A 23,659-nucleotide genomic window follows, 5' to 3' on the forward strand; every position below is an offset into this window, starting at 1 on the left:
TGTTTTCGCTACCTATAATTGAGCCAGCGTTGGATAATCTGTATAACCTTTTTCCCCTGGCGTATAGAAGGTTGATGGGTCGGGCTGACTAAGCGGCGCGCCTGTTTTAAAACGCTCGACAAGATCCGGGTTGGCAATAAAGGGAACCCCGAATGCTACCAGGTCGGCATCGCCATCGTTCAGGACCTGGCTGGCCGTTGCCTTATTAAATCCGCGGTTAATGATGATCGTGCCGTCATAAATCGGGCGGTAGCGTTTGGCAACTTCCTCAATAGCCCAAAGATTGCCTGAAACATCGGTAAAAGGCTCGGTCAGGTGCAGGTAAGCCAGGTCATATTCATTTAATTTGGCAACGATATAATCGTGCACGGCCATTGATTCCTCATCCAGCATCATACCCTGGATACCATGCAGGGAAGGATTTAATCTCACGCCGACTCTCCTGATGTCAATCACAGCGGACAGCTCATTCAGTATGTCAAATAAGATGCGTGCACGGTTTTTGATGGTGCCGCCATACTGGTCCTGACGCTTATTGGAGTAAAGATTAAAAAACTGATGTAACAGGTAGCCGTTGGCTGCATGCAGTTCAACACCGTCAAAACCTGCATAAACCGCGTTTATAGCAGCCTGTTTAAAATCGTTAATTGTCTTTTGGATCTCTTCCAGCGTCATCTCCCGGGCATCTACTGTGTCCTTAAAGCCCTCTGGTGTGAATGCCTGGGCCAGCGGATTTAGCGCGGAAGGGCCCAGCGGAAGTTCACCATCAAGCAAATCGGGGTGCGATAGCCGTCCCACGTGCCATAATTGCGCGAAAATTTTTCCGCCTTGCTGATGCACCGCATTGGTAACCAGTTGCCAGCCTTCAACCTGTTCTTCTGTATAGATGCCGGGCACATTAAGGTACCCTACAGCATCACGACTGACGTAGGTTCCTTCAGTAATGATCAGACCCGCCGAAGCGCGTTGCTGGTAATAAAGAGCAGTCAGTTCTGTGGGCACATTGCCCGGATTAGCTGAACGGCTGCGGGTCATCGGTGCCATTACCATGCGGTTGCTCAGAGCAAGGCCATTTAAATTATATGGCTCGAAAATTATTTGATCATTCATTGTTTTGTTTTTAAATAGTATCAGGAAGCAGGTTTGCAACCTCGGTTCATTGTTATTTTATACTTTTTAGTATATTTTATTCCGTTTTGATTGTTCATATTCTTTACTAAATGATGTCTGCGGAGTAGGGCTGAATACCAAATTGTGAAGACAACTCGGGAGTTTACAAAAAAGACTTTTTAGTATATTTTATATCAAAAAAAATCATATCGCATAACTTTCTAACTCCGCTTTCAGGCTCCTGAGCAAACCGGCCATCGGTTTTGCAGTATTCATCGCCCTGCACATCACAACGGCTCCTTCAACCGCAGATACCGCTTTGAACGCATAGACAGCCGGATCAAGCTGGTCAGAAAATTCACCGCCGGCAATGCCTTGATTTAAAATACTGACAAACAATTCCTGTCCATGTCGGATGACTCCGGCTATCTTTTCCTTAATGGCCGGGAAATTGTCATCAGATTCCACCGCAATATTAAATACAGGACATCCGCCTTTAAGGTAAGTATTCAAAGGATCTTTATAAAAATCGAGAAAAGCAAACACTTTAGCCTTCGCTGTTTTACCCTTGCTGATAGTTAACAACATTTTCTCGCCGTTAGTATTCAGCATAAAATCAACAACCTGTAAGGCTAGGTCTTCCTTGCCTTCAAAATGACCGTAAAGGCATCCTTTAGTCAATTTTGTGGCAGCAAGCACGTCGTCTATATTAGCGCCGGATATTCCTTTCTGATTAAAGATAGGGGCTGCTGTTTCCAGGATGAATTGCTTTGTTCTTTCGGCTTTAGTAAGCATATTGATAAATTTTCGAAACAAAAATATACTAAAAGGTTTATTAAAAGAAACTTTTTAGTATATTTTAATTCTTTTGATTTAAAGATGACAATCATTATGATCCAGATGATTAACTGAAATGGCACTATTGGATTTGTACCGCACCAGAAGTTTTACGAAGAGAATATTTCGCTTTTACTTACCATAGTCCGCGAGAAGACGACGTCCGTAATTGGTAATTATGCCGTTTATAAATAACTGTAGCGCTTCAAATATTTCATCCTGGTTCTTTAGGTTATTAAACAGATAAAAGTCTGTTACCGATACATAGATGCTGGCTATGCCCGAAACGTCCAGATTTGACCTGTACAGCCCCTTTGCTACGCCATCTGCTAAATTTAATTCGATAATCATCTTCAGGTAATCGCTTTTAAATTCATGAAGCGCCCTCAGCGCCCTTGGGTACCTTCTCAACATCAGCTCGTTAAAAAGGTGCCGTAAGGCGATTAAATGTTTAAAAAGCCCTTGTTGAAGAACCAACTCCTGTACCGGGTCATCTGCGGCATCGATATTTGAACTGATGATGCTTTTAGATTGCCCGATCAAGTGGTCAACAACAGCTTCGACAAGGATTCCTTTATTGGCAAAATATTGGTAGACGGTTTTCTTCGACATACCGGCAGTCTTCGCTACTTCATCCATCGTTACACTGATAATGCCATGCCTTATAAAAAGCTCAATTGCATGATCAATCAGGCGTTTTCTTTTATCTTCCATTCCGGTTGCTTTAGTTGTTGCTTCCAACGCTTCAAGGATGCTATTCTTCAGATTCGCCTCAGGGCTGATTTTCGGTTTTCGCGGTAACATAATTATATATGGCTGACCTTACATAAAAATCAGCAAATGCGGTAGCAACCGTGGTTGAAGCCTGCTGATAAGCGGTTTGGGCATCCAGTACCTCAGAAATGGTAGCCAAGCCAGCTTTGTAATTATCCTGGTTAACTTTCAGATTTTCGGTAGCCTGCTCCAGGTTGTCTTTGGCATAGTGGATCTGCGTCAGCTGGTCCTGCATGTCATACCAGTAGCGTATTATTCCTACCCGCAGCTGGTTCTGCCCGTCGCGGTAATCATTGCGGGCGATTTCTTCGTTGATCCTGCGCTGACTTACCTTTTGCTTACCGCGCCCCCACAACCCGTTTGATATCGGGATGCTGAGGGTTGCAAAACTGGCCGGCGAGAAATTACTTCCTACGTCACTGCGGATAGAACCTACTTGTGATGCACTTAAACCAACTGCTAAACTTGGCAGGTTATCGCCATTAGCTAAACGGGTTTGTAATTGTTCGCCTGCTACGCGCTTGGTCAGCAACTGGTATTTGGCATTTTTGTCTAAGGTGGTATCGGGCTGTAAGGCAGGCAATACCGGCGTACTGTTTTTATTCAGAGTATCCTGCATCACCATCAGCGAATCGAAAGCAATGCCTGTGTATACCGAGAAATCAAGCAGGGCAACGCGGCGGCCGTTCTGCAGTTTGCTTTTATTCACCAGCAGTTGGCTCAACTGAACCTTTACTTTCAGCAGGTCATTACGGGCTATTAAACCGGAGGCCAGCATGTCTTTCTGCATCTTCAGCACAGTGTTAAGCAGGGTTTCGTTAACCGCCAGCGTTTTTTGCTGCTCCTGAATGTTAACCAGGTTCCAGTATTTTTGCTCAGTGAGCAACAATACCGAATCTGCCGATTGCTTTTTCCGAATCTCGCTCACCTGCAGTTGCAGTGCCGCTAACTGGTTGCCCGTTTTAATTTTGCCACCGGCATAAAGCGTTTGTGTGCCAGTAACCCCTAACGTGTAGAAGTTATTAATGCCTTTTGTTAAAACATCAGGAATAGCTGGGATAATATCCTTAAAGCCAAACAATCCTATGCCCGTTCCGCTGACCGATGGCAGATAATCCGACTTGGCAGCCGCCACATCGGCTTTTGCGGAATTCACCCGTAACTGGCCGTTTTTAAGTGCATAGCTATAGGCTATGGCCGCCTGCTTACTTTCCTGCAGGGATATGGTGTGCTGCTGGGCATTTGCCTGCAAGCCGGTTAATATAATGATGGATATGATTAATGATTTCATGATTTGTAAACTTATGCGGTTGCGGTTTCAGGTGTTTCGTTCGCCGGGTTGATTTTGTCCTCCTTACGGAAGAATAGCCAGTATAGCGTTGGCAGCACGAATAAGGTCAGCAACATGGATAACAGTAACCCGAAACAGATCACAGTACCCAACGGCCCCCATAAGGATGACCTGCTGATCACCATCGGGATTACACCAACTGCCGCTGCCGAAGAGGTTAAAAAGATTGGTCGCATCCTGCGTTCGGCAGAAAGTTTAGCAGCTTCAAAAACAGATTTACCTTCGTGCAATCGTAGTTCTTCCGCAAAATCTATCAGGATGATACCATTACGAACTACAATTCCGCAGAGCGCAAGTAAACCGAGGAATGAGGTAAAGCCAAACGGGTAGCCCATGATCAGCAAGCCGGACGAAGCGCCCAATAAGCTTAATGGCATGGTGGTAATACTCAGCAGTGCATGTTTAAGGTGTTTAAAGTGCCATAATAAAATCAGGAATATCAATATGATACTTACACCAAGCGCGGTACCCATCGGGCCCTGGTTCTCTCCCTGCAATTCCAGTTCGCCCCCGTAACGCAGTTCAACGCCGGCAGGAAGTTTTATTTTTTCGATGGCCGGTTGCAGGTCCAGCAATACGGCATTGGCAACAGCTTCCTGGGTTACATCCATACGCACGGTAAGCGTACGTACACTGTTCCTGCGGGCAATCTGGCCATCATTCCACTCCGGGTTGACGTCTGCTACTTGCCTTAGCGGTATCAGGGATTTAGTTTGCGGGGAAACAATATTCAAGTCACGCAGGGCCGACAGATCACTCCTGGAAGCTTTAGGCGATTTGATCTTTACATCTACCGCGTAATTGTTTTCCCAAACCTGTGTGGCTGTTATACCTTCCGAATGCAAGGCTACCGCATTGGCGATATCGCTTTTGCTTAATCCAAGCCGTGCAGCTTCCGCTGTTTTTACATCTATTTTAAGGGTTGGCTGTATCTCGTTATAATCTGTCCGGGCCCAGGTAACCTGTTTATGCGTTTTACCAATGGCTAAAACCTGGTTAGCTACCTGTTTTAAGGCTGGAATATCATTTCCGCTGATCCTTACCTCGATAGGTGCCAGCGCGTTGATCATGTTTAATTGTTTCATCCGAACATAAGCAGCCGGGAACAGGTTACTGTATTTTTGCTGATAGTCAACAATCACCTCTGCGGTTGCGTCTTCAGACACTGTTTTGATCAGGATCTGCGCATAATTTTTTGACGGAAGATTTGGCGCATATACCGAGTGGAAACGCGGTGAACTACTGCCGATAAAGCTGGTATAATTAAGGATACGTTTATCCTGCTTTAATATCTTTTCCATTCCCTTCACCACGCTGTCTGTTTGCGAAAGCCTGTAGCCCGATGGCAGATAGATCTCCATTGCAAATTGGTTTCGCTCTACTTTAGGAAACAACTGCTGCGGCAATACCCCCATAATTCCTATGCCGATCACTACCGACAGCACCGCAAAAAACACAGTTAGCTTATAGTGTTTCATAGAATTACCGATATGGCTGTTAAAGAAATCCTGCAATCGGTCCAGGAAAGATCTTTTTTCATCCGCCTTATTATGCAGCAGGCCTTTTTTGATGAACAGCGTATTGAAAAATGGCACCACCATCATGGAGATGATCAGCGACAGTGTCAAAGCGATCATGATGGTTACCGGGAACAACCGGATAAAATCTTTAGCCGTACCGGTCATAAAAAATGCCAGTGGTACAAAGGTTGCTGATATGGCCAGCGTAGCGGTAAATACCGATGGGAACAATTCTTTGGCGCTACTAATGGCGGCATCCCAAACAGACATGCCATGATCCAGCTTTTCTACGTGGTTATCAATCACTACAATGGGGTCATCAACTACAATCCCCAGCACCACAATCAATGCGGCAAGCGTAACAGTATCCAGCTCTATGCCGGCCATATACATAATGCCCAGCGTTGCGGCTATGGTAATAGGGATAGTTGCTGCAGCAACCGCGGCAACCCTAAATGGCAGCAACAGCAATGCAACGCACACCACGCCGATAAGCGCAAAAGCAAACTCTTTCATAAAGTGGCTGATCGAATCATCCACGACCTCCGGTTGATCTGCCAGTTTTACCAGTTGAATATCAGGCGGCAGGTGCTGTTTTACTTTTTCGATATGCTCTTCCAGTTCCTTACCAAACTGCACAATGTTTTTACCGGCGATCATTTCCAGCGATATCACGATGGATTTGGTGCCGTTGGATGTTACATAGCTGTCCGGCTCGTCATACTCGCGTTTCAATGTCGCTACATCACGAAGGCGCACCGAATTGCCGTTAGCGTCCTGCCTGATGATCTGCTCGGCAAGTTCGGCCTCGGTTTTATAGTAGGTGCTTAAATGAATGGGCTCATCTATCACCTTTCCTTCCACTTTACCGGTGGCATTAATTGCGCCTTCATTTTGCAGCACCTGCATCACATTATTAACAGATACCCCCTTTTGCAGCAGTTTATTATTATCTACATAAATGGTGATCTGCTCGTTCAGGTTGCCGGTATGGGATATCTTGGCAACATCCTGCACCTGCCTCAGTTCTGCCTCTATGTCTTCCACATTACGGAGCAGTTCTTTATAGGGCCGTGTCTTGGATTCTACGGATAAAAGCATGGCAGAGGTATTACCGAAATCACTGTCGATATAAAATCCTTTAACTTCTTTAGGGAGCTGGCTTTGCAGGATCAGCATCCCGTTTTTAATCTTATTCCAAAACGCTTTGGTTTGGATGGCATTTTGGTTATCCGCTACCTCCACAAAGATGTACATGACGCCATCCCGCGAAAAGGAGTAGGTTTTTTTCTTGTTAACTTCGTTATTACTAAAAAGGTATTCCTCTACTTTTTTTGTCAGCTGCTCTTCTACCTGTTTTGATGAAGCGCCGGGGTATTGCCCTACGATGAGACCCTGCCTGATGGTGAAATCCGGAAATTCGTTTCGTGGCATATTGAAAAGCCCGGCTAAACCAAGCAGTACGAGTATGGCCGAAAGCGCAAGCGGGAATACATGGTACTCCATTGCCCATTCAATTAAATTTGAGTTCTTTTTCATGATATGGGCTTATTTACTGACAATGACAGGGGTTTGATCGGCAAGCTTCTGGTAACCCGAGGTGATCACCTGCTCATTACCTGATAGCCCGGATTTGATCGTGATGCCGTTACTGTAAAGCTGACCAGTAATAACATCTTTCCGCACTGCCTTATGCGTTGCACCCATTATATAGAGAAAGCTGGCTCCTTTTTCGTCCACCTGAACAGATTGCACCGGAACAATGACTTCTTTAATATCATTAGAAGAAGCGACAGCCCCGGCGGTTTTGTTAAACACCACTTTACAAAGCATGCCGGGCCTTAACTTCATATCATTATTGGCAAGCGATATTTTAAGATTATAATTAGCGCTGCCGTTAAGCGCTAAAACGCCGACTTCGGTTACGTTGCCCTGCAAAGGCTGATTCCCTAAGGCATCAATTTTTACCGTAGCCGGAGTTCCTGTTTTATAGTGATTAATTTCACTTTCGGGCACTGCTACCAGCACCTTCACCGAACGGGTATCCAGCAACTGCAAAACGGGCTGCCCAGGGTTAGCTACCGCTCCTGCTTCGGCTTTCTTTTCACCAATATACCCGCTTACCGGTGCATAAAGGTGTGTATGGGCTATATTTTGGTAGGTTGCGCGGGCGGCAGAGGTTGCCTGTTCATAATTTGATCTGGCTTCCAGCATTTTTATTTCAGAAATGCTGCCTTTTTTAAATACATCGTTGATACGGGTATAATTTTCTTCGGCAAGTTTAGCCTGCGCCAGCTGTGCGTTATACTGGTTGCGGTATACCGTTTCATCTACAGCGCCTACCAGTTGTCCTTTTTTAACGTAATCGCCGGTTAGCACCGGGAATGACAGGATAGTTCCGGAAACCTGAAAGCTTAAATCGATTGTCTTTTCGGCTTCAAGTGTTCCGTCGTAAACGATCCGGTTGCCGGTTGACATGGAATCCGCACTCAAATTGAATACGTTTACCGCTAAAGTGTCCGGCCCGTTCTTTTGCTCTTTTTTACCTGAGCAGCCGGAAATCCAGATAGCGGCCATCATCGCTCCTGCAAGTGTAAGTTTGGTTTTCATATAATTAATTGAACATTATTTGTATTTATGTCGATTGTTATTTCATTGTTTATTAATCCCGCAACTGATTGTGTTGAGCTATAAAAAATTCAAACGAGAACTTAATTTCTAACTTTCACTCTCATTTAGAAAGTGTATTTGATTAAATAGCAAGTTTAAAAGATTTCGACAAATATACATTATTTGTTTTTATGATGTTTTTAATAATTGTGCCATATTACTAATTCGATATAATCCGGCTAAACCTTTAAACGGCAAAAAAAATCACAAACAAAAATTGTATTTTTGTCGAATCATGAAAGCAGATCAAAACGATAGCATAAGAGAAGAGATCATCACGGCAGCCGACGCGGTATTTGAGCGTTACGGCTTCGTAAGGGTATCTATGCAGGATATATCAAATGAATGCAAAAAAGGCCGGAGTACACTTTATCATTACTTTAAGAACAAAACAGAGGTACTTGACGCTTTATGTCACAAAATATTTTCCCAATGCCTGGAGGAAAGCAAAGCCACGATAAGCAAACGACGTTCTTTTTCGGCCAATATAGAATCATTTAATGAGGTAAAGATCAAACGCCTGCGCGAAGTGGTTTTAAAATATAAGCTGGTTATTGAGGATATGAGGCAGGACCCCTCTTTGCTGATCATGCAGTCCCGCATTATGTCTGAAGAGGAGATCCTGGTGGTGAAACTCATGATCAGTTGGGCCCTGGAAAATAAAGAAATAGCGGAACTCAACGAAGAAGACAGCCAGTTTTTGGCAGAGACCTTACAAAGTGTTTTCAAGTGTTTTGACCAAGAGATCATTCTTTTCGGAAAGTTTCCGCAATTTGAAAGCAAAATAACCTGGTTGGCGCAAATATTACATAAGGGCCTGATGTAGTTTGCTTATTGTTAGGCGGATGATGGAAACAAAATTTTAGTTTATTCGAGCTTTTAGTGAAGAAATCATTATTCTCCACTAGTCTTTGGAAAAACAATGCCATAATGCACCGTGTAATTGGGATCTTTTCAATTATTACATTACTCCCCGTGTTGGCATCGAACGTTCGAAAACGGCCGATCTAAGTTGGAAAAATTCTAAATCCTATTTTCATCTTTTTAAAATTGACTCAACAGCCTCTAAAAACTCCAATAAGCATTCTAATAATCTCCCTTCTGGATTACCATACCAAGCCATCCGCAAAATCCAATGACCTATTTTGTGGGCATGTAATCACAAACTACTTGTCGCTTCAACTTTTTCAGAGCGATACAAATTATAAAGTGTTCAAAAAATCTAACATGTTAATTTTTTTGAACACTTTTCAAAAGGAAAATTACAGCGATTATTCACTTTTATCACCCAAATTCTTCTCAGCATATTTCTCCAAAATCCGCTCTACAACCATCAAAAAGCCATAAATGTGTTCAAAAAACTTCCCGCTCTGAGTACTGAACAGTAAAGATGCAACGATTTGCAATCTTTCCTTTTTTTACTCGTTGTTAATGCCTCTTCTCTGTTTTTATCTAATCTATTTTTTTATATATTTAGTAGATTTAAAACAGCTCACCTTCCGGTAGCGGTTTTTATATAAATGTAATATTTAAGCAAATAATAATAAACTATGCCAATATCTTTAAGTAATCACTCAGATCAAAGACTTTCGTGGGTTGATTATTCAAAAGGAATAGGCATAGTATTAGCAGTTTACGGGCATGTTATTAGGGGGTTAAAAGAAGCAGGCGCCATCAGTGATGGTACTTTTTTTCGATATTCAGATACTTTTGTTTACAGTTTTCACATGCCGCTATTTTTTATTTTATCCGGCTATTTTTTTTACGATTCATTTATAAAAAGTCCGACAAGGTTTACTATAAACAAATTTAAAACGCTACTGTATCCGTTTGTTATCTGGTCTTTGCTTCAAACCCTGGTTGAGGTTTTATTAAACAGATTTACAAATACTAAAATTCCACCAGAAGCATTAATTACGTGTATATTCATTCCAAGAGATCAATTTTGGTTTGTGTATGCACTGTTTTTTATATTTATACTAAATGCTTTGTTCTTTAGAATATCAAAAAAATACGGATTGTATATTTCAATTGCAACCTGGTTCATTTATTGGGGTTTCCATTATAATTTAAGCCCCTTTAATCAAACTTTTCAATACTTGATATTTTTTAATATCGGCATTATATTTTCAAGGTTTAACAAACAATTTTTTGTATTGCTGAAAAGCAATAAACTTTTACTGTTAAATATTTTTCTGTTCACCCTTTTTGAATATTTATACTTTTCGATTACTAAGAATACCCGAGGTTTTCAATTCTTATTTATTACAGTCGCGACTTTAGGATCATTAATAATTATGCAATTATCTGAAAGAGCAGTATTAAATAAAATTTTTATTTTCTTTATTTTTCTGGGGAAAGAATCGTTGGCAATATATCTTGTTCATATTTTAGTGGCCAGTGGAACAAGAGTTATTTTATTAAAAATATTACACATATATAGTCCTGTCGTAAACATTTTAGCAGGCACTACGCTGGGAATAGTAATTCCATTGATAATATATTCATTCGCCATTAAAAGGCCTTATTTATCCTGGTTATTTAAATTTCCATTCAATAAAAAGAATGATAAAAATAAAATAAAGGATTATCAGATTACTTAATTAAGTTGTGTGGGTTCGACTCCGGCGCTGAATACTTTTAATCAAAAATCTTAATATTAAGGGTCTATCGCTGTCCGAATTGTATTTAAGTTATAGCTACTACGCTGCCGTTGTTTGATTTACGTTTTAATATTAATGCAGTAATGATGGATATGATTAGCCCAACCGGAAATATCTCCATATAGGTAAACAACACAACCATTAAAGGCGAGTTGTACATTTCCTTCATGGTGTTTATCTGTTTAGTTTTGGCAGCAATTTCACTGGCACTTGCACCACTATTTTGAGCTTTACTGATGATGTGTGCGGAATACTTATCCATAAAATCGGGGATGAACACATAATAATCAACAAGCCATACCAATACATATAGGGTTGATGCCACAAATGTAATGTATAAACCTATCCGAAATGCCTTAACAAAGCTGATAATGCCGCCATTATATTTATCCCTGTAATTTTTAACACCCACAAACACGAGCGAAAAGGCCAATATCATAGAGGCGTAACCGAGCAGCATGTTGCCTTCAAAATTGCCACTGCTATAACACCATGCTACACCTACAACTGCCCATACAGATACGATAAGCCCTGATATTAATCCAAATACAATTACGTTCTTTTTCATTTTGATTTAGCTTAATGTTTATAGGTCAAAGTTGAACTTTCGCATTCTTTTTTAGCTCATACTTTAGAGTGATTTTAATAAAAATAGCGATTTAATACTAAAAGATGATCAATATCAGGGTATCAGGCTTAGCTTTTTTGCCTTATCAATAGCCTGTGTACGTCGCCGTACTTCCAATTTTTCAAATACTTTTGATGAGTGTGTTTTGATGGTGTTTAATGATACAAATAAGCGGGAAGCAATTTCATGATTGCTTAAACCTTCGGCCATCAATTGCAATACTTCCATTTCACGTTTGCTCAACCCAAGTTTGTTGAGTTCATTCTCATTCAAAACAAAATGCCCGCTTTTAACAATTACCTCTTTTTCAACAATTACAGTTTTGGGGCGGGTAAGTTTAACTGCCAGCCAGATACCAAGTAATGTAAAAATTACTGCTAATGAACCTGCATAAAGCTCAAACGCGTGGTCGATTATAACGAAACGCCACTCCAGCCATTTCATTAAGATTAACAAAACAGCCAGGGATGCACCATAAATTAAAACGGAACGATTTCGTGTCAGGAAATTCAAAGTCATTTATGTCTTATTTGCATCCTTAAAATAAAACAATTTATGACGTTAACCAAATTAGTTTACTCTATTCTTATTTTTCTAATTTTTGAAAAATCCAGATCTCCGGATACCAAATCATTCATAGAAAGGGTATATGTCCTTTGCGGTAAAATAGAATTTTTCGTAAATCAACTTTTAAATTATCGGAGATGATATCATTGTTCTAAGTTTTTATACAGAACTTTGTATAGCCTGATAATCAGTATCATTAACCCCTAAAATTAAAACCATGAGTACCGGCAACAAAAGTAAAACAGCGATCCGCTTGTTAGTGGAAAACTGGGCAGAAGCAGTACGGAACAAAGATCTTGCTGGAATTTTGGCCTATCATGATGAAGACATTATTATGTATGATGTTCCTGAACCTTTCCAATCGAGGGGAATTGAGGCCTATATAAAAACCTGGGATACTTATTACGCGTGGTCGCAGAATAATCTTGGGATCTTTGATATCCGTGAATTGCATATCACCGCAGGCGAAGACGTGGCCTACTGTTGCGCAGCCATGCGATGTGCCGGCGTGGATGACAATAATGAAGATGAGTTTTTGGACTTCAGGCTAACTATCGGTTTCAAAAAAATAGATGGTCAATGGTGGTTTATGCATGAGCACCATTCATTGCCGGCAATTTGATAACGGCATATGGTTGATGTGCAATTAAGTTTAGACTGTCAAACGTGTCGAATTTATTTTTTATCTTGCAGAATATGCTTTTCTGTATATATTTGCACTCCCAACGCGAAAGTAGCTCAGTTGGTAGAGCACGACCTTGCCAAGGTCGGGGTCGCGAGTTCGAATCTCGTCTTTCGCTCAAAGCCCTTCCATCAAAAAGAAGGGTTTTATTTTTAAAAGGTTAACCGCCTGCTCAGATGGTGGAACTGGTAGACACGCAGGACTTAAAATCCTGTTCCTGTAAACGGAGTGCGGGTTCGATTCCCGCTCTGAGTACAAACGTTCGCAAGTACCGAAACACTTGCGAACGTTTTTCATTTCTTTTTATATAACCCGATGCCTGTATCCCGGCATATGATAACAAATACTATCGTAAATGACAGCGTTACTATGCACTACCTGCTCAATAAATCATTGAGTCTTAATTGCACGCTTGATGTTGCCCGGTATTTGTATTTTTTGAAATGACACAGTAAATCCATTATAGTAATTCAAGGATAAGAGGTAAAAGCACCTTTTGCAATAATTAAAATCTGCCACCCGGTACTTTTCCAGAACCACCTTCAATCTTAAATATAACCGTTACCGTTACACCAGAATCATTTCTTATCTCAAAACTGCCTCCCAATTGTTTGCTGAGGGCTTTCATCATCTCCATTCCCAATGAAGACGTCTCGGCTAAATTGAAATTACTGGGCAGTCCCCGGCCGTTGTCTGTAATGCTTAGTTCAATAGTTTCTGGCTCGGCCAAATGTGCTTTAATAAATATCTCCCCGCCATCTTTATCGAAGGCATATTTGATACAATTGGTGATCGCTTCGTTCAATATTAAACCCATCGGCACTGCCTGGGATATTTCGAGATTTACTGAATCTACCTCTTCTTTAAATTTAATTCTGCGATGGTTACAATCATAACAAGTGTAAAGGTACCTTACCAGGTCATTAATATAATCAGGCATGATAATAGTAGCCACATTGCTTTTATTATAAAGTTTTTGATGAATAATAGAGATCGTTTGTACCCTGTTTTGACTATCTTTTATTGCTTCTATCGCATCAGTATTTTGTAAATATGCCGATTGGGTGTACAACAGGCTCATCACGATCTGCAGGTTATTCTTAACACGGTGATGTACTTCCTTCAGCAGCCATTCCTTTTCGGTAATCAAATCTTCCTGCCTTTTCAATAAGCCATCTTTATCATCCAACAACTTTTCTTTTTCACTAAGTAAGGCAGATAATTTATTGTTTTGATGATTAATTTCGTCCTGTTTCGTCTGTAAACTGACATTACTACGCTGTTTACCTCGATAGGCAATATATATGACAGCTGCAAATACTATAGAGATGAGTACGCCTGCAAAGGTGATATTTCTCTGCTGGTTAACCTTTTCCAGTTTATCTTTTTGTATCAGTGCATCGTTATTGAGGGTTTGGATTGTTTTGTCCTTTTTAATTGAATTATAGTTGGCTTCTAACTCGTTGATTTGTTTCGTGGTGGCAGCATTAGTTAATGAATCCTGCATCCGCCTGCTAAGCTGAAACTCCTTTAATGCAACTGCGAAATTCCCATTTGCCGAATCAATTTTAAACTTATAACCGGAAAGAATTATACGGGATGAAGCAGATAATCTCTTTAAAGGCAGATTTTGAAGTAACTTTAATTCGGATACTAATTTATCCCATTGCGCTGTTTGAATAAAATGTTGTGGTAGTGGATCATAGTTCTTAACGAATTTATCAACGACATAAAAAAACGGATCATCATCGAGTGTTTTATAGAGTTTACTAAATACTTGTTTAAATGCAGGCACTAAATCCCCCGCCTCCTTATTGCGATTAAGGAAATTGTATAGTTGCAACTTCCTCGCCAGATACAAGCTTTCTTCTTCAATTGTTTTAACCGCAAATTTTTTAGGTGTGTTATTTAAATAAACGAGTGCGGTCTTATATCTTTTGAGCGTTATACAGCAACTTATGATTCCATCAATAGCTTTATAATAACTATCCTGATCATTCAATTTAAAGGCCAATTCAGAACCTCTTTTGAAATACGGAATTGCCTGTTCATCTTTATTGTTTTCCTGGTATGACATCGCTAACGAAATATTAAAAAATCCTGCGTCATAGTCACTCCTCTTCGGGTCGGCCTCGCAACTGTTCATGCATTCGATCCGTGTAAGCAATTCTTTCTGAAACTGATTCTTTCGCGAATACACTTCTGCCAAAAGATAATATCCATAATAGATTCTTGGAAATTTCAACGCTCTGTATTCTTGTATAACAATTAACATTTCGCGTTCGGCCTTATCGTACCTGCCTTCGTTGAGGTCGGCATCGGCAATCTTACCAAGCGCATCAGCGGTTTTTAGTCTGTCATTTCCCTTCCTGTAAAGGTCGTAGGCTTTATTAAAGCATTTTGTCCTGGTGGTAAGAACGCGTGGATCATCATGCTCTAAAATATTTCCATATATCGTCCAGTATTCAGCCTCTTTTGAATAGTTGCCAATACTATTATAATAATTGGTGATCCGGTTAAATAAAGAGTCAGCAAATTTAAAATCGGCTTTTAAAATGTATGTGGAGGCTTTGTCTGATAATGCCCGGTAAAAGAAGTCAGTAGATTTAATTGACTGACTTAATGTCATTGCCGAATTAAAATAATAACGTGCAGTGTCAATGTTTTTGGGGTTCGGGGCCGATTTGTTTTTAAAATACTGCCCTAATTTGAGAAGTGCAACCACCCGACCTGTATCCTGCTTTGTTTTGTTAAGATCTGTTATTAAAGTCTTAAAATTCTGAGCATAGGCTGATAATGATAGATAACAAAACAAAAAGCAATGAAATAAGGCTAAAACACAACGTCGTATCAATGAATGTTTCATGAAAATTTGCTTTACTAATTGGACATAGTGTATGCCAGAACAGCTGTTTGGTATTAAAAATAGATATTTTTAATGAATTGAATTAGGGGCTATCATAACTTTTATTTGGGAGTTTAAACCGGTAGCTGGAAGTTAAATAATCGGGCATCGTTTTGACAGTTTACTTTTAAATTGAAATCATCCTTTTTTGGGGAAATAATCCTGTTTAACAATATTGAGTTTTTTCATTTTCGCGTGGAGGGTAGTTGGCGGGACATCTAACCAGTCGGCTGCACCTCCGTTTCCGGCAATCTTACCGCCGCATCTTTTTAATACTGCTATAATGTGATTTCTTTCAACATCATTAAGTGTTTTATTTTTAAAGAAATCGTAGTCATTTATGTTTTTATTGACCTCATTTGGCAAACATATATGCTTTAGTATATGACCGTCTGACAAGAGAATACTTCTTTCAATCAAATGTTCCAATTGCCTGACATTTCCTGGCCAGGTATAACTTTTTAATTGTTGTATAACCCCTTTAGATATGAAGTTTACCTGTTTGCCGGTGATTTTGCTATACCGGGAAAGAAAGAAACTCGCCAACGCGGCGATATCATCCGGTCTTTCTCTTAACGGCGGTAAGCTGATCGGAAAAACGTTAAGGCGATAGTACAGGTCTGCTCTGAAATGATGTGCATCAACTTCTGCTTCCAGATCGCGGTTCGTAGCTGTAATGACCCTGACATCTACCCTGATTGTTGTTTTTCCACCAACCCGCTCAAATTCACGTTCCTGGATCACACGCAATAATTTTACCTGCAGCTCTGTCGAAAGCTCTCCGATCTCATCCAGGAAAATAGTGCTTTGATGCGCCATTTCAAATTTACCAATCCTGCGGTCAACAGCCCCCGTGAATGCTCCTCTTTCGTGTCCGAAAAGCTCACTTTCAATGAGATTGGCGGGCAATGCCGCACAATTTATAGTCACCATTTGTTTATTTTTCCGGGCTGATGACAGATGTATGGCGCGGGCAATAACCTCCTTGCCTGTACCCGTTTCGCCAAGCAGCAAAACCGTTGAATTAGTCGGAGCAACCATAGACATCAGGTGGTAAACCTTTTGCATCTCGAAGCTGTTACCAATAACACCGGGGTATTGATAATTATTAACAGGTTTATGTATTTGATTTTCGGCGCCCGCATTTATTCGGGAACCGATCAGGATGCCTTTCGATAAGCCATAGTTTAAATTCAGCTTTGATCCTGATAGCACCTCGCTCTCCGGATTTGATAGTATTTTTTCTGTGACCATTTCAAATTCGTTTAAGGTATATGTTCCATTTTACCGCTTCGAATTTTATGCCATTCTTATAGCTTGCAAAAAAGTGCTATTTGGTCACCCAACCGACGATATTTCGACTCTTTTGGTTCCGGAGGAATTATATTTCGTCGGCTGAGCATTGAATTTCGAAACAAACAGGGCGGGACTAATCCGGATAAGATTTAAAAAGATACTAATTTTAAGAATAGATTTGGCAGAGTCCCCAAATAGATAGAAATTGTTTAAAGTGCTATGTTACCCGGCACATATATTGATTTTGGATACTATTTAATGGATGGATTATTAACTGAAATTTTCGTTTTTATTAATGATCTTTTCTAAGTAACCTGACATTTAGAATAGCTTATTTTTGTAAAACATGTCAATGAAGAAAATATTGATCGTTGAAGACGAATCGCTGGTAGGTCATCATTTAAAATTAATTTTAACCGCGGCAGGATATAAGGTTACCGGTATATCCGAATCGGTTAACGAAGCACTGGCTGCTATAGAAGAACAAAAACCCGACCTGGTTTTGCTTGATATTCATCTGAAAGGCGTATTAAACGGCATCGATCTCGCCAGGAAACTTACCGAAAGAAATATGGCTTTTGTATACCTTACCGCAAATTTCCAGGGAGCTTTACTGGAAGAAGCCAAATCAACAATGCCGTTCGGGTTCATTGTTAAGCCATTCAGGGAGGATGACCTCCTTACCACGCTCGATGTTGCATTTTATCGCCATCAAAATAGTCTTGAGTCCCGCCGTCAGCAGGAGATGGAACTAAATCAAAAATTAAAGGACATCAGCAGCTATAGTACCGACACCGTGCAAAAATTGCTGCGGGTTTCAGATAACCTGCAAGCGCACGTTCCATTCGACTACTTAAACTTTATAATAAGAAAAACGGGCGACACAAAGGTGACCAATATTGGTTTTTTAAGAATCGGCTTTGATGAATACCAGATATTGGGAGAACAAGAGTTCCTGAATGTTACCGGCGTGGACCAGAAAAAGTTGAAAAATATTTATGAATCGTTACCTGCCATAAATAAAGCCAAATGCTTTAATGACGAAGAATTTGATTCCCTGTGCAATCAAAATCCCCTGAGTAAAATAATTGCTGATACTTACGATTTCGAATCGTCGTTACTTTTTCCGGTTTTACCTGGTAAATCAGAATTGATCAGGTATGAATTTTATAATCGTAAAGGCAATACTTATTCTGAACAGCATATCACTTTGTTAAGCCGACTGATTAATGCTTTAAGCAGTGTGCTTGAGGGGAGCAGGCAGGATACTGTGATCGACGGTGCGTTTAATTTATCCTCCAACAACAATCCACCTCAACATAAAGAAAAGATTCGTGATTTTGACGGCATTGTAGGGCAAAGCCCCCCTATGTTAACGGTACTGGATCACATCGCCACTATATCTCCACTGGATACTTCAGTACTCATCCTTGGAGAAAGTGGAACCGGCAAGGAAAGAGTGGCTAAAAGTATCCACGCACTATCGGGCCGGGCAAACAAACCTCTGGTTGTGGTAAACTGCGCCTCACTTCCGGCTAATTTGATTGAGTCTGAGCTGTTCGGGCATGAGAAGGGGGCGTATACCGGTGCACTTGAAAAGCGGATAGGCAAATTTGAGATGGCCGACGGCGGCACTATTTTCCTGGACGAGATCGGAGAGCTTCCAACAGATCTTCAGGTAAAGTTGCTCCGTGTACTACAGGAACACGAAATTGAGCGGTTAGGTGGCAGAGGACCTATAAAAATAGACGTCCGGATCATAGCTGCCACAAACCGCGACCTGGAAAAGGAAATGGAAGAGGGACGGTTTCGTTTAGACCTGTATTACCGTCTTTTTGTATTCCCTATCTTAATTCCATCCTTAAGGGAAAGAATTGATGATATACCAGCACTGACAAATCATTTCATTTCGCACTATTCAAAAAAATATAAGAAGTCAATTACCAGTGTATCCCCGGAGGTTTTAGCTCAAATGCTCGATTACCCGTGGCCCGGTAATGTCAGGGAATTAGAACATTTCATTGAGCGGTCGATACTCCTATCCAAAGGGCTAGTTATAGAAGAGGTTACATTGCCCAAGCACACCTCAAACAAAACCAATCCAGAACCAGTTGCCAGCGGAAGAATGAAAACCATTGATGAAAACGAAAGGGATTATATTATTAACGTGCTTAAAAACTGTAATGGCCGGATAAGAGGTGTTGGCGGCGCTGCAGAAGTAATGGGGCTGCCACCAACCACCCTCCATTCAAAGATGAAGAAACTGGGTATTAAATAGACCATAATAGCCTTAATCCACTGCGGAATAAGTGGCAAAACTTTCAGGAAATCACCAACGAAATATCGGCGCTTGCTATGCGTCAATCCGAAATATCGCCCTTGTGGCGTTTTTACAAAAAACTTAATTTATTGACTATTAATACTTTGAACAGATGGCACAATCTTCGTTGTCAGTATTTATCAATCTGTATGTCTTTTTAAAAACCGAAGCCTTGAGGTAGCGATGACAATTAGTTTTACGACTATTTTAATACTTATGAATTTTTTAAAATAGCAGTTATCCAACAATAAAGTCTGTCAACTTTAAATTATGATTAGAAAGCTTACTTTCTGTATTTTTTTGATGTGTTACGCTTCCATCATCATTGCCCAAAATCCCGCTGAGTTACTTTTGAAACATCAGAAAACCGGCGGTGATACCAGCCGGATTAACATTCAGCCTCGAATAGTCAACTATTATCGGTATAAGCAGATCAAAATTATTAAAGATTCCCTAACGAATATTACAGCAAGCAAGCAGATCAATAAGTTTGAAACAAAATATTTATCAGCGCAGACAGACAAAACAACACGGGAGCTCGGTAATCAGTCAGCTACTCAAACCAATCTCGAAGAAAACAACCTGCAAAGAAATATCGCCCTTGCTGGCATCTTGATCAACTTTATACTGGCTGGTTTGCTGTACTTCGCCTGTCGCAGTAGGCGGCGCAGCAACTTTAGCTTAAAAGTTAAGCAAGAGGAAATTAATGCCCAGAACAATTTGCTCTCCTCTTTATTGAATGAAAAAGAGAAACTATTACAGGATAAAGATGACTCATTAAATCTGCTGCAGAATTTGATTAATGAAAAGGAATGGCTGCACAAAGAGGTTCATCACCGTGTTAAGAATAACCTGCAGATCGTGATGAACCTGTTATACACCCAATGGGCATATTTACAAAAAACTGATGCGATAGAAGCAACAAGAGATAGTCAAAACAGGGTACAGGCGATCTCCATTATCCATCAAAAACTTTATAATAAAACCAATGTGGCCACTATTATTATGGCTGATTATATTAATGACCTGGTAAGATACCTTTACACTTGTTATGATTGTAACCACCGCAGAATTAAATTTAAAGAAGAAGTAGATTCAGTAAATCTCGACATATCCCAGGCAGTGCCGATGGGTTTAATATTGAATGAAGCGATCACTAATTGTATTAAATATGCTTTCGATAAAGATGGCGGGGAGATATTTATTAAAGCAGATTTGGCCGAGCCAGAATCTATCGTACTAAGCATTACAGATAACGGCCGGGGACTTCCCCGGAATTTCAATTTAGCCGAAACCTCCTCGTTGGGAATGGAGATGATGAAAGCCCTCAGCAAACAATTGGGAGGCAGTTTTGAGATAAGCAATGATTCTGGCGTAACGGTTATATTTAAGATTGAGCGTTAATTAAAAGCTATATGGAGCCAACGATAGTCAATTCAATGTGATTTAACCGTTGGGATTAGTGGAACATCATTGATGAAAGGCAGTTGCTACAATAAATGCCAGCACCGAAATGATCAGGCCAAACATAAAAATATTATAGGCAACCCTTAACAATCCGTATTTTTTGCCAAGGACAACCCCTTGCCCGTAAACGTCGCTGATGAGTGTGTTGTAAAGAAATACCCGGTCATCCATTACTCTCATCATTCCATCTTTATATTCTTCCAACGCCATTTTATAAAAATTCCCAAAGAACAGCAGGTTAACCGTCTTACATTTCAGGTCATTAATGGTGAATTTACCATTCGGTATCGATGGTCGTGTTGCTAAAATAGCGAAGGTCATTGCCGCTAAACAAATTGCTAATAGTATAAATGTGGGATATATTAAAAATCTGTAAACATCCAATTTCCGCAAAACCAGGCTGATAATGGCCGACAGAATAATAGAATTAACAGTAATCAAAAGTCGGGCCTTATTATCTGCCATATCGCTTAATCGCTGGTTATTAGAAGACGTGATCCGGAACATGGTTTCAATGCCTTTTTCAGGCCGGTCTTTTTCCGGGTCGGTCATTGATTTTTCAGCGAAGTGTTCATAAGCGGCAACAATATTTCTTTCTACTTCGGTAAGCTTTTGCTTCAGCCTCGCCAGGTTTTTAGCCTTGGTAGGTCCCCGTAAAGACGAGCAATATTCCGTATAGTAATGATGCGTTTCCATAAATAGAATGGTATTGGATAACCATTCCTTTTTATTTATGCCTTTCTTCTGTACAAATTCAAGTTCCCGTTGCAATTGTTCACTCTTCTTGTCAAAAGATTTGCTGCCTAAATAAAAAAGATTAGCATCGCAAATTATCTCTTCCAGTAAGCAGGATGGCAATTGTGGTATCCGCGTTACCATAATAAGGGTCTTTATTTCTTCAATAAGCTTGCTATCTACTTTTTCTTCAGCTAAAAAGGCGCACGCTAACTCAGCTCCTGCGGCTTCGTGATTCTGAGGACTATCAATCATGCCAACGTCGTGAAACCAAGCCGCAACCTCCAGCATAAAAAGATCTATTTTGTTAAGCTTGTAATGATCAGCTATTTTCTTTACGGCCTTAACTACATACCTGGTATGGTTTATATTATGATACGGCAGGGAGGCCTCTTGTCTTTCGGCAAAGCATGACTTTATATAGATCCTGACATTTTTCAATACTTGCTGGTCATCCATTTGCAAGGCTTTAATCATATATGTGTTTTCTAATTTGGCGCAGCGATTTCTGCAATCTTAAATATTCCTATTGTATGAATAGCGATCGCCAAACCATGTGCCATACCCTAATAAATTAACGTTCAATAAGTTAATAAAATAACCCTCTAAATAAATGACGTTATATCGTCTCATTTCGGCGTTTATGATGAAATAAAGTGGTTAAGAGACCAAGGGGATCATCTTTTACCAGGCATCTAATTTATCAGCCGACTACATCACCCGAAACAAATCAGTACCGAGAACAAATCGAATAATTTTCGATAATAGACTGATATCTACTGAAACAGTTCATTAAATCCAGATCATAATTTATGTCATTAAATGAGATCCTGTACTGACAAAAATTTCAGATCAATACAGCTCGGATAAGGCTCTGTATTTAGCGGAACACCCCCTTATCCACGATATAAGGTGTAAACAAAAAACATAAAAGATACGCAAAAATCTTAAAATCAACACTTTAATCAAATGGCACAACCCTTGCAAAATATCATGCATTGTCGCAGCGACGATAGTTTAATGCAAATGCATACGCCGCTGTATTTAAAAGACATCCATTTACTTATATATATAAAGCAGAAATAACAATATGCACGTCGGAAAATCATACAGATTATCAGAGTTCCTGGTTTGGACGAGGAGGAAAATTTATGCACTTTTTATCCTCGGCCTCATACCGGTAATTCTTTACCAGGTCTTGGACTTTAAATGGCTTAACATTCCATGGCCTGTAATAGGGTTTATGGGTACAAGTGCAGCCTTCATAGTTGGTTTTACCAATACACAAACCTACAAGCGTACCGACGAAGGGCAACAAATGTGGACCAGTATATTCAGCCTCAGCAGGTCATGGGGTATTATAAGCCGCGATTTTTTTAACAACCCCGAAAAAAGCAAACTACTTATATACCGACATATAGCATGGCTTACAGCCCTGCGTTATCAACTAAGAGAAGGCAGAATATGGGAAAGCGCCAATAAAAAACATAATGCTGAATACCAACAATATTACTGCATACCAGAATGGGAAACCTCCTATGAAAGCGAACTTGCTAAATACCTTTCGGGCGAGGAACTAAAGTATATACTAAGCACAAATAATAAAGCTACCCAGATTCTTGCATTACAGAGCAAAACAATAAAGCAGTTATATGAGCAAGGTGAAATTGCAGTGCTGCAGTTTGTAGAAATGGAGCGTGCCTTACGCGATTTTTATACCCAACAGGCAAGGAACGAACAGATGAAAAACTCGCCTTTTCCCCGCCAGTATGCCATTATCAATACCTTTTTTGTATGGCTGTTTTGTTTTATGCTGCCTTTTGGAATGCTCAAGGATTTTGACCGCCTTAACGATGTGGTACAAGGTGCTATGAAAGGTTATATGGTTTGGCTGGTTGTACCATTTAGCACCATCATTTCCTGGATATACACATCCCTTGAGCAGGTTGGTGAAAGTACAGAAAACCCCTTTGAAGGCAGCGCTAATGATGTACCTATTTCGCAGATGAGCCGCAGTATTGAAATTGAACTCAGGGAGTTTCTTGGCGAAACAGGCCTTCCGCCCGAGCTGCAGGCCCAAAATGATATTATCCTGTGAAGATTGCCTTCCGGCAAAAAGCACATAAGACATTAA

Annotated in this window: 17 protein-coding genes and 2 tRNA genes; 8 read left to right on the forward strand and 11 right to left on the reverse strand. The window is 40.4% G+C overall.

Annotation, left to right across the window (positions count from 1 at the left end; all coding sequences use genetic code 11):
• Positions 1-12: 12 nt before the first annotated feature.
• The 6 genes from M2273_RS14840 to M2273_RS14865 all read right to left on the reverse strand — a co-directional run bounded on the left by M2273_RS14840 (position 13) and on the right by M2273_RS14865 (position 8,202).
• Positions 13-1,110, reverse strand: a complete 1,098-nt coding sequence (locus tag M2273_RS14840; RefSeq protein WP_429398119.1) for an alkene reductase — start codon at positions 1,108-1,110, stop codon at positions 13-15.
• Between the two features lie 204 nt (positions 1,111-1,314).
• The gene (locus M2273_RS14845) at positions 1,315-1,905 is read right to left on the reverse strand and encodes a TetR/AcrR family transcriptional regulator (RefSeq protein WP_429398121.1); all 591 of its coding nucleotides are present in this window, start codon (positions 1,903-1,905) and stop codon (positions 1,315-1,317) included.
• A 174-nt stretch (positions 1,906-2,079) separates the two neighbouring features.
• Positions 2,080-2,751: a TetR/AcrR family transcriptional regulator gene (locus M2273_RS14850; protein WP_429398123.1), complete on the reverse strand. Its 672-nt coding sequence runs from the start codon at positions 2,749-2,751 to the stop codon at positions 2,080-2,082.
• Positions 2,720-4,012 carry a TolC family protein gene (locus M2273_RS14855; protein WP_429398125.1) on the reverse strand — a complete coding sequence of 431 codons (1,293 nt, stop codon included), beginning with the start codon at positions 4,010-4,012 and terminating at the stop codon, positions 2,720-2,722. The genes M2273_RS14850 and M2273_RS14855 overlap by 32 nt, the downstream gene beginning before the upstream one ends.
• 11 nt (positions 4,013-4,023) lie before the next feature.
• Positions 4,024-7,131 carry an efflux RND transporter permease subunit gene (locus M2273_RS14860; RefSeq protein ID WP_429398127.1) on the reverse strand — a complete coding sequence of 1,036 codons (3,108 nt, stop codon included), beginning with the start codon at positions 7,129-7,131 and terminating at the stop codon, positions 4,024-4,026.
• A gap of 9 nt (positions 7,132-7,140) precedes the next feature.
• Entirely contained in the window at positions 7,141-8,202 is a 1,062-nt protein-coding gene (locus tag M2273_RS14865; RefSeq protein ID WP_429398129.1) for an efflux RND transporter periplasmic adaptor subunit, read from the reverse strand.
• Between the two features lie 295 nt (positions 8,203-8,497).
• On the opposite strand from M2273_RS14865, the gene M2273_RS14870 reads away from it, so the two are divergent.
• Positions 8,498-9,088, forward strand: coding sequence for a TetR/AcrR family transcriptional regulator (locus M2273_RS14870; RefSeq protein ID WP_429398131.1), 591 nt, complete (start codon positions 8,498-8,500; stop codon positions 9,086-9,088).
• A 724-nt stretch (positions 9,089-9,812) separates the two neighbouring features.
• Positions 9,813-10,865, forward strand: coding sequence for an acyltransferase family protein (locus M2273_RS14875; RefSeq protein ID WP_429398133.1), 1,053 nt, complete (start codon positions 9,813-9,815; stop codon positions 10,863-10,865).
• Between the two features lie 85 nt (positions 10,866-10,950).
• Here M2273_RS14875 and M2273_RS14880 read toward each other — a convergent pair whose 3' ends face one another.
• Together M2273_RS14880 and M2273_RS14885 are read right to left on the reverse strand one after the other, a co-directional pair.
• The gene (locus M2273_RS14880; RefSeq protein ID WP_429398135.1) at positions 10,951-11,493 is read right to left on the reverse strand and encodes a DUF4199 domain-containing protein; all 543 of its coding nucleotides are present in this window, start codon (positions 11,491-11,493) and stop codon (positions 10,951-10,953) included.
• Between the two features lie 114 nt (positions 11,494-11,607).
• Positions 11,608-11,997 carry a response regulator transcription factor gene (locus M2273_RS14885; protein ID WP_429398137.1) on the reverse strand — a complete coding sequence of 130 codons (390 nt, stop codon included), beginning with the start codon at positions 11,995-11,997 and terminating at the stop codon, positions 11,608-11,610.
• Positions 11,998-12,337: 340 nt separating this feature from the next.
• Between M2273_RS14885 and M2273_RS14890 the strand changes: the two genes are divergently transcribed.
• The 3 genes from M2273_RS14890 to M2273_RS14900 all read left to right on the forward strand — a co-directional run bounded on the left by M2273_RS14890 (position 12,338) and on the right by M2273_RS14900 (position 13,057).
• The gene (locus M2273_RS14890) at positions 12,338-12,742 is read left to right on the forward strand and encodes a YybH family protein (protein WP_429398139.1); all 405 of its coding nucleotides are present in this window, start codon (positions 12,338-12,340) and stop codon (positions 12,740-12,742) included.
• 105 nt (positions 12,743-12,847) lie between these two features.
• Positions 12,848-12,920: transfer RNA gene (locus M2273_RS14895), tRNA-Gly, on the forward strand.
• Between the two features lie 52 nt (positions 12,921-12,972).
• Positions 12,973-13,057 (forward strand) — tRNA-Leu (locus M2273_RS14900).
• A gap of 250 nt (positions 13,058-13,307) precedes the next feature.
• On the opposite strand, the gene M2273_RS14905 is transcribed toward M2273_RS14900, so the two are convergent.
• The gene (locus tag M2273_RS14905) at positions 13,308-15,431 is read right to left on the reverse strand and encodes a histidine kinase dimerization/phosphoacceptor domain -containing protein (RefSeq protein WP_429398141.1); all 2,124 of its coding nucleotides are present in this window, start codon (positions 15,429-15,431) and stop codon (positions 13,308-13,310) included.
• Between the two features lie 414 nt (positions 15,432-15,845).
• Positions 15,846-16,961, reverse strand: coding sequence for a sigma-54 interaction domain-containing protein (locus M2273_RS14910; protein WP_429398143.1), 1,116 nt, complete (start codon positions 16,959-16,961; stop codon positions 15,846-15,848).
• Between the two features lie 394 nt (positions 16,962-17,355).
• Here M2273_RS14910 and M2273_RS14915 point away from each other — a divergent pair, with 394 nt between their 5' ends.
• Complete coding sequence (locus tag M2273_RS14915) at positions 17,356-19,281, forward strand: sigma 54-interacting transcriptional regulator (protein ID WP_429398145.1); 1,926 nt, start codon at positions 17,356-17,358, stop codon at positions 19,279-19,281.
• A gap of 312 nt (positions 19,282-19,593) precedes the next feature.
• Positions 19,594-20,727, forward strand: coding sequence for a sensor histidine kinase (locus M2273_RS14920; RefSeq protein ID WP_429398147.1), 1,134 nt, complete (start codon positions 19,594-19,596; stop codon positions 20,725-20,727).
• Between the two features lie 66 nt (positions 20,728-20,793).
• Here M2273_RS14920 and M2273_RS14925 read toward each other — a convergent pair whose 3' ends face one another.
• Positions 20,794-22,002, reverse strand: coding sequence for a Pycsar system effector family protein (locus M2273_RS14925; protein WP_429398149.1), 1,209 nt, complete (start codon positions 22,000-22,002; stop codon positions 20,794-20,796).
• 613 nt (positions 22,003-22,615) lie between these two features.
• Between M2273_RS14925 and M2273_RS14930 the strand changes: the two genes are divergently transcribed.
• The gene (locus M2273_RS14930) at positions 22,616-23,623 is read left to right on the forward strand and encodes a bestrophin family protein (RefSeq protein WP_429398151.1); all 1,008 of its coding nucleotides are present in this window, start codon (positions 22,616-22,618) and stop codon (positions 23,621-23,623) included.
• Positions 23,624-23,659: the final 36 nt, after the last annotated feature.

Source organism: Mucilaginibacter lappiensis (assembly GCF_050433765.1).
Taxonomy (GTDB): domain Bacteria; phylum Bacteroidota; class Bacteroidia; order Sphingobacteriales; family Sphingobacteriaceae; genus Mucilaginibacter; species Mucilaginibacter lappiensis_A.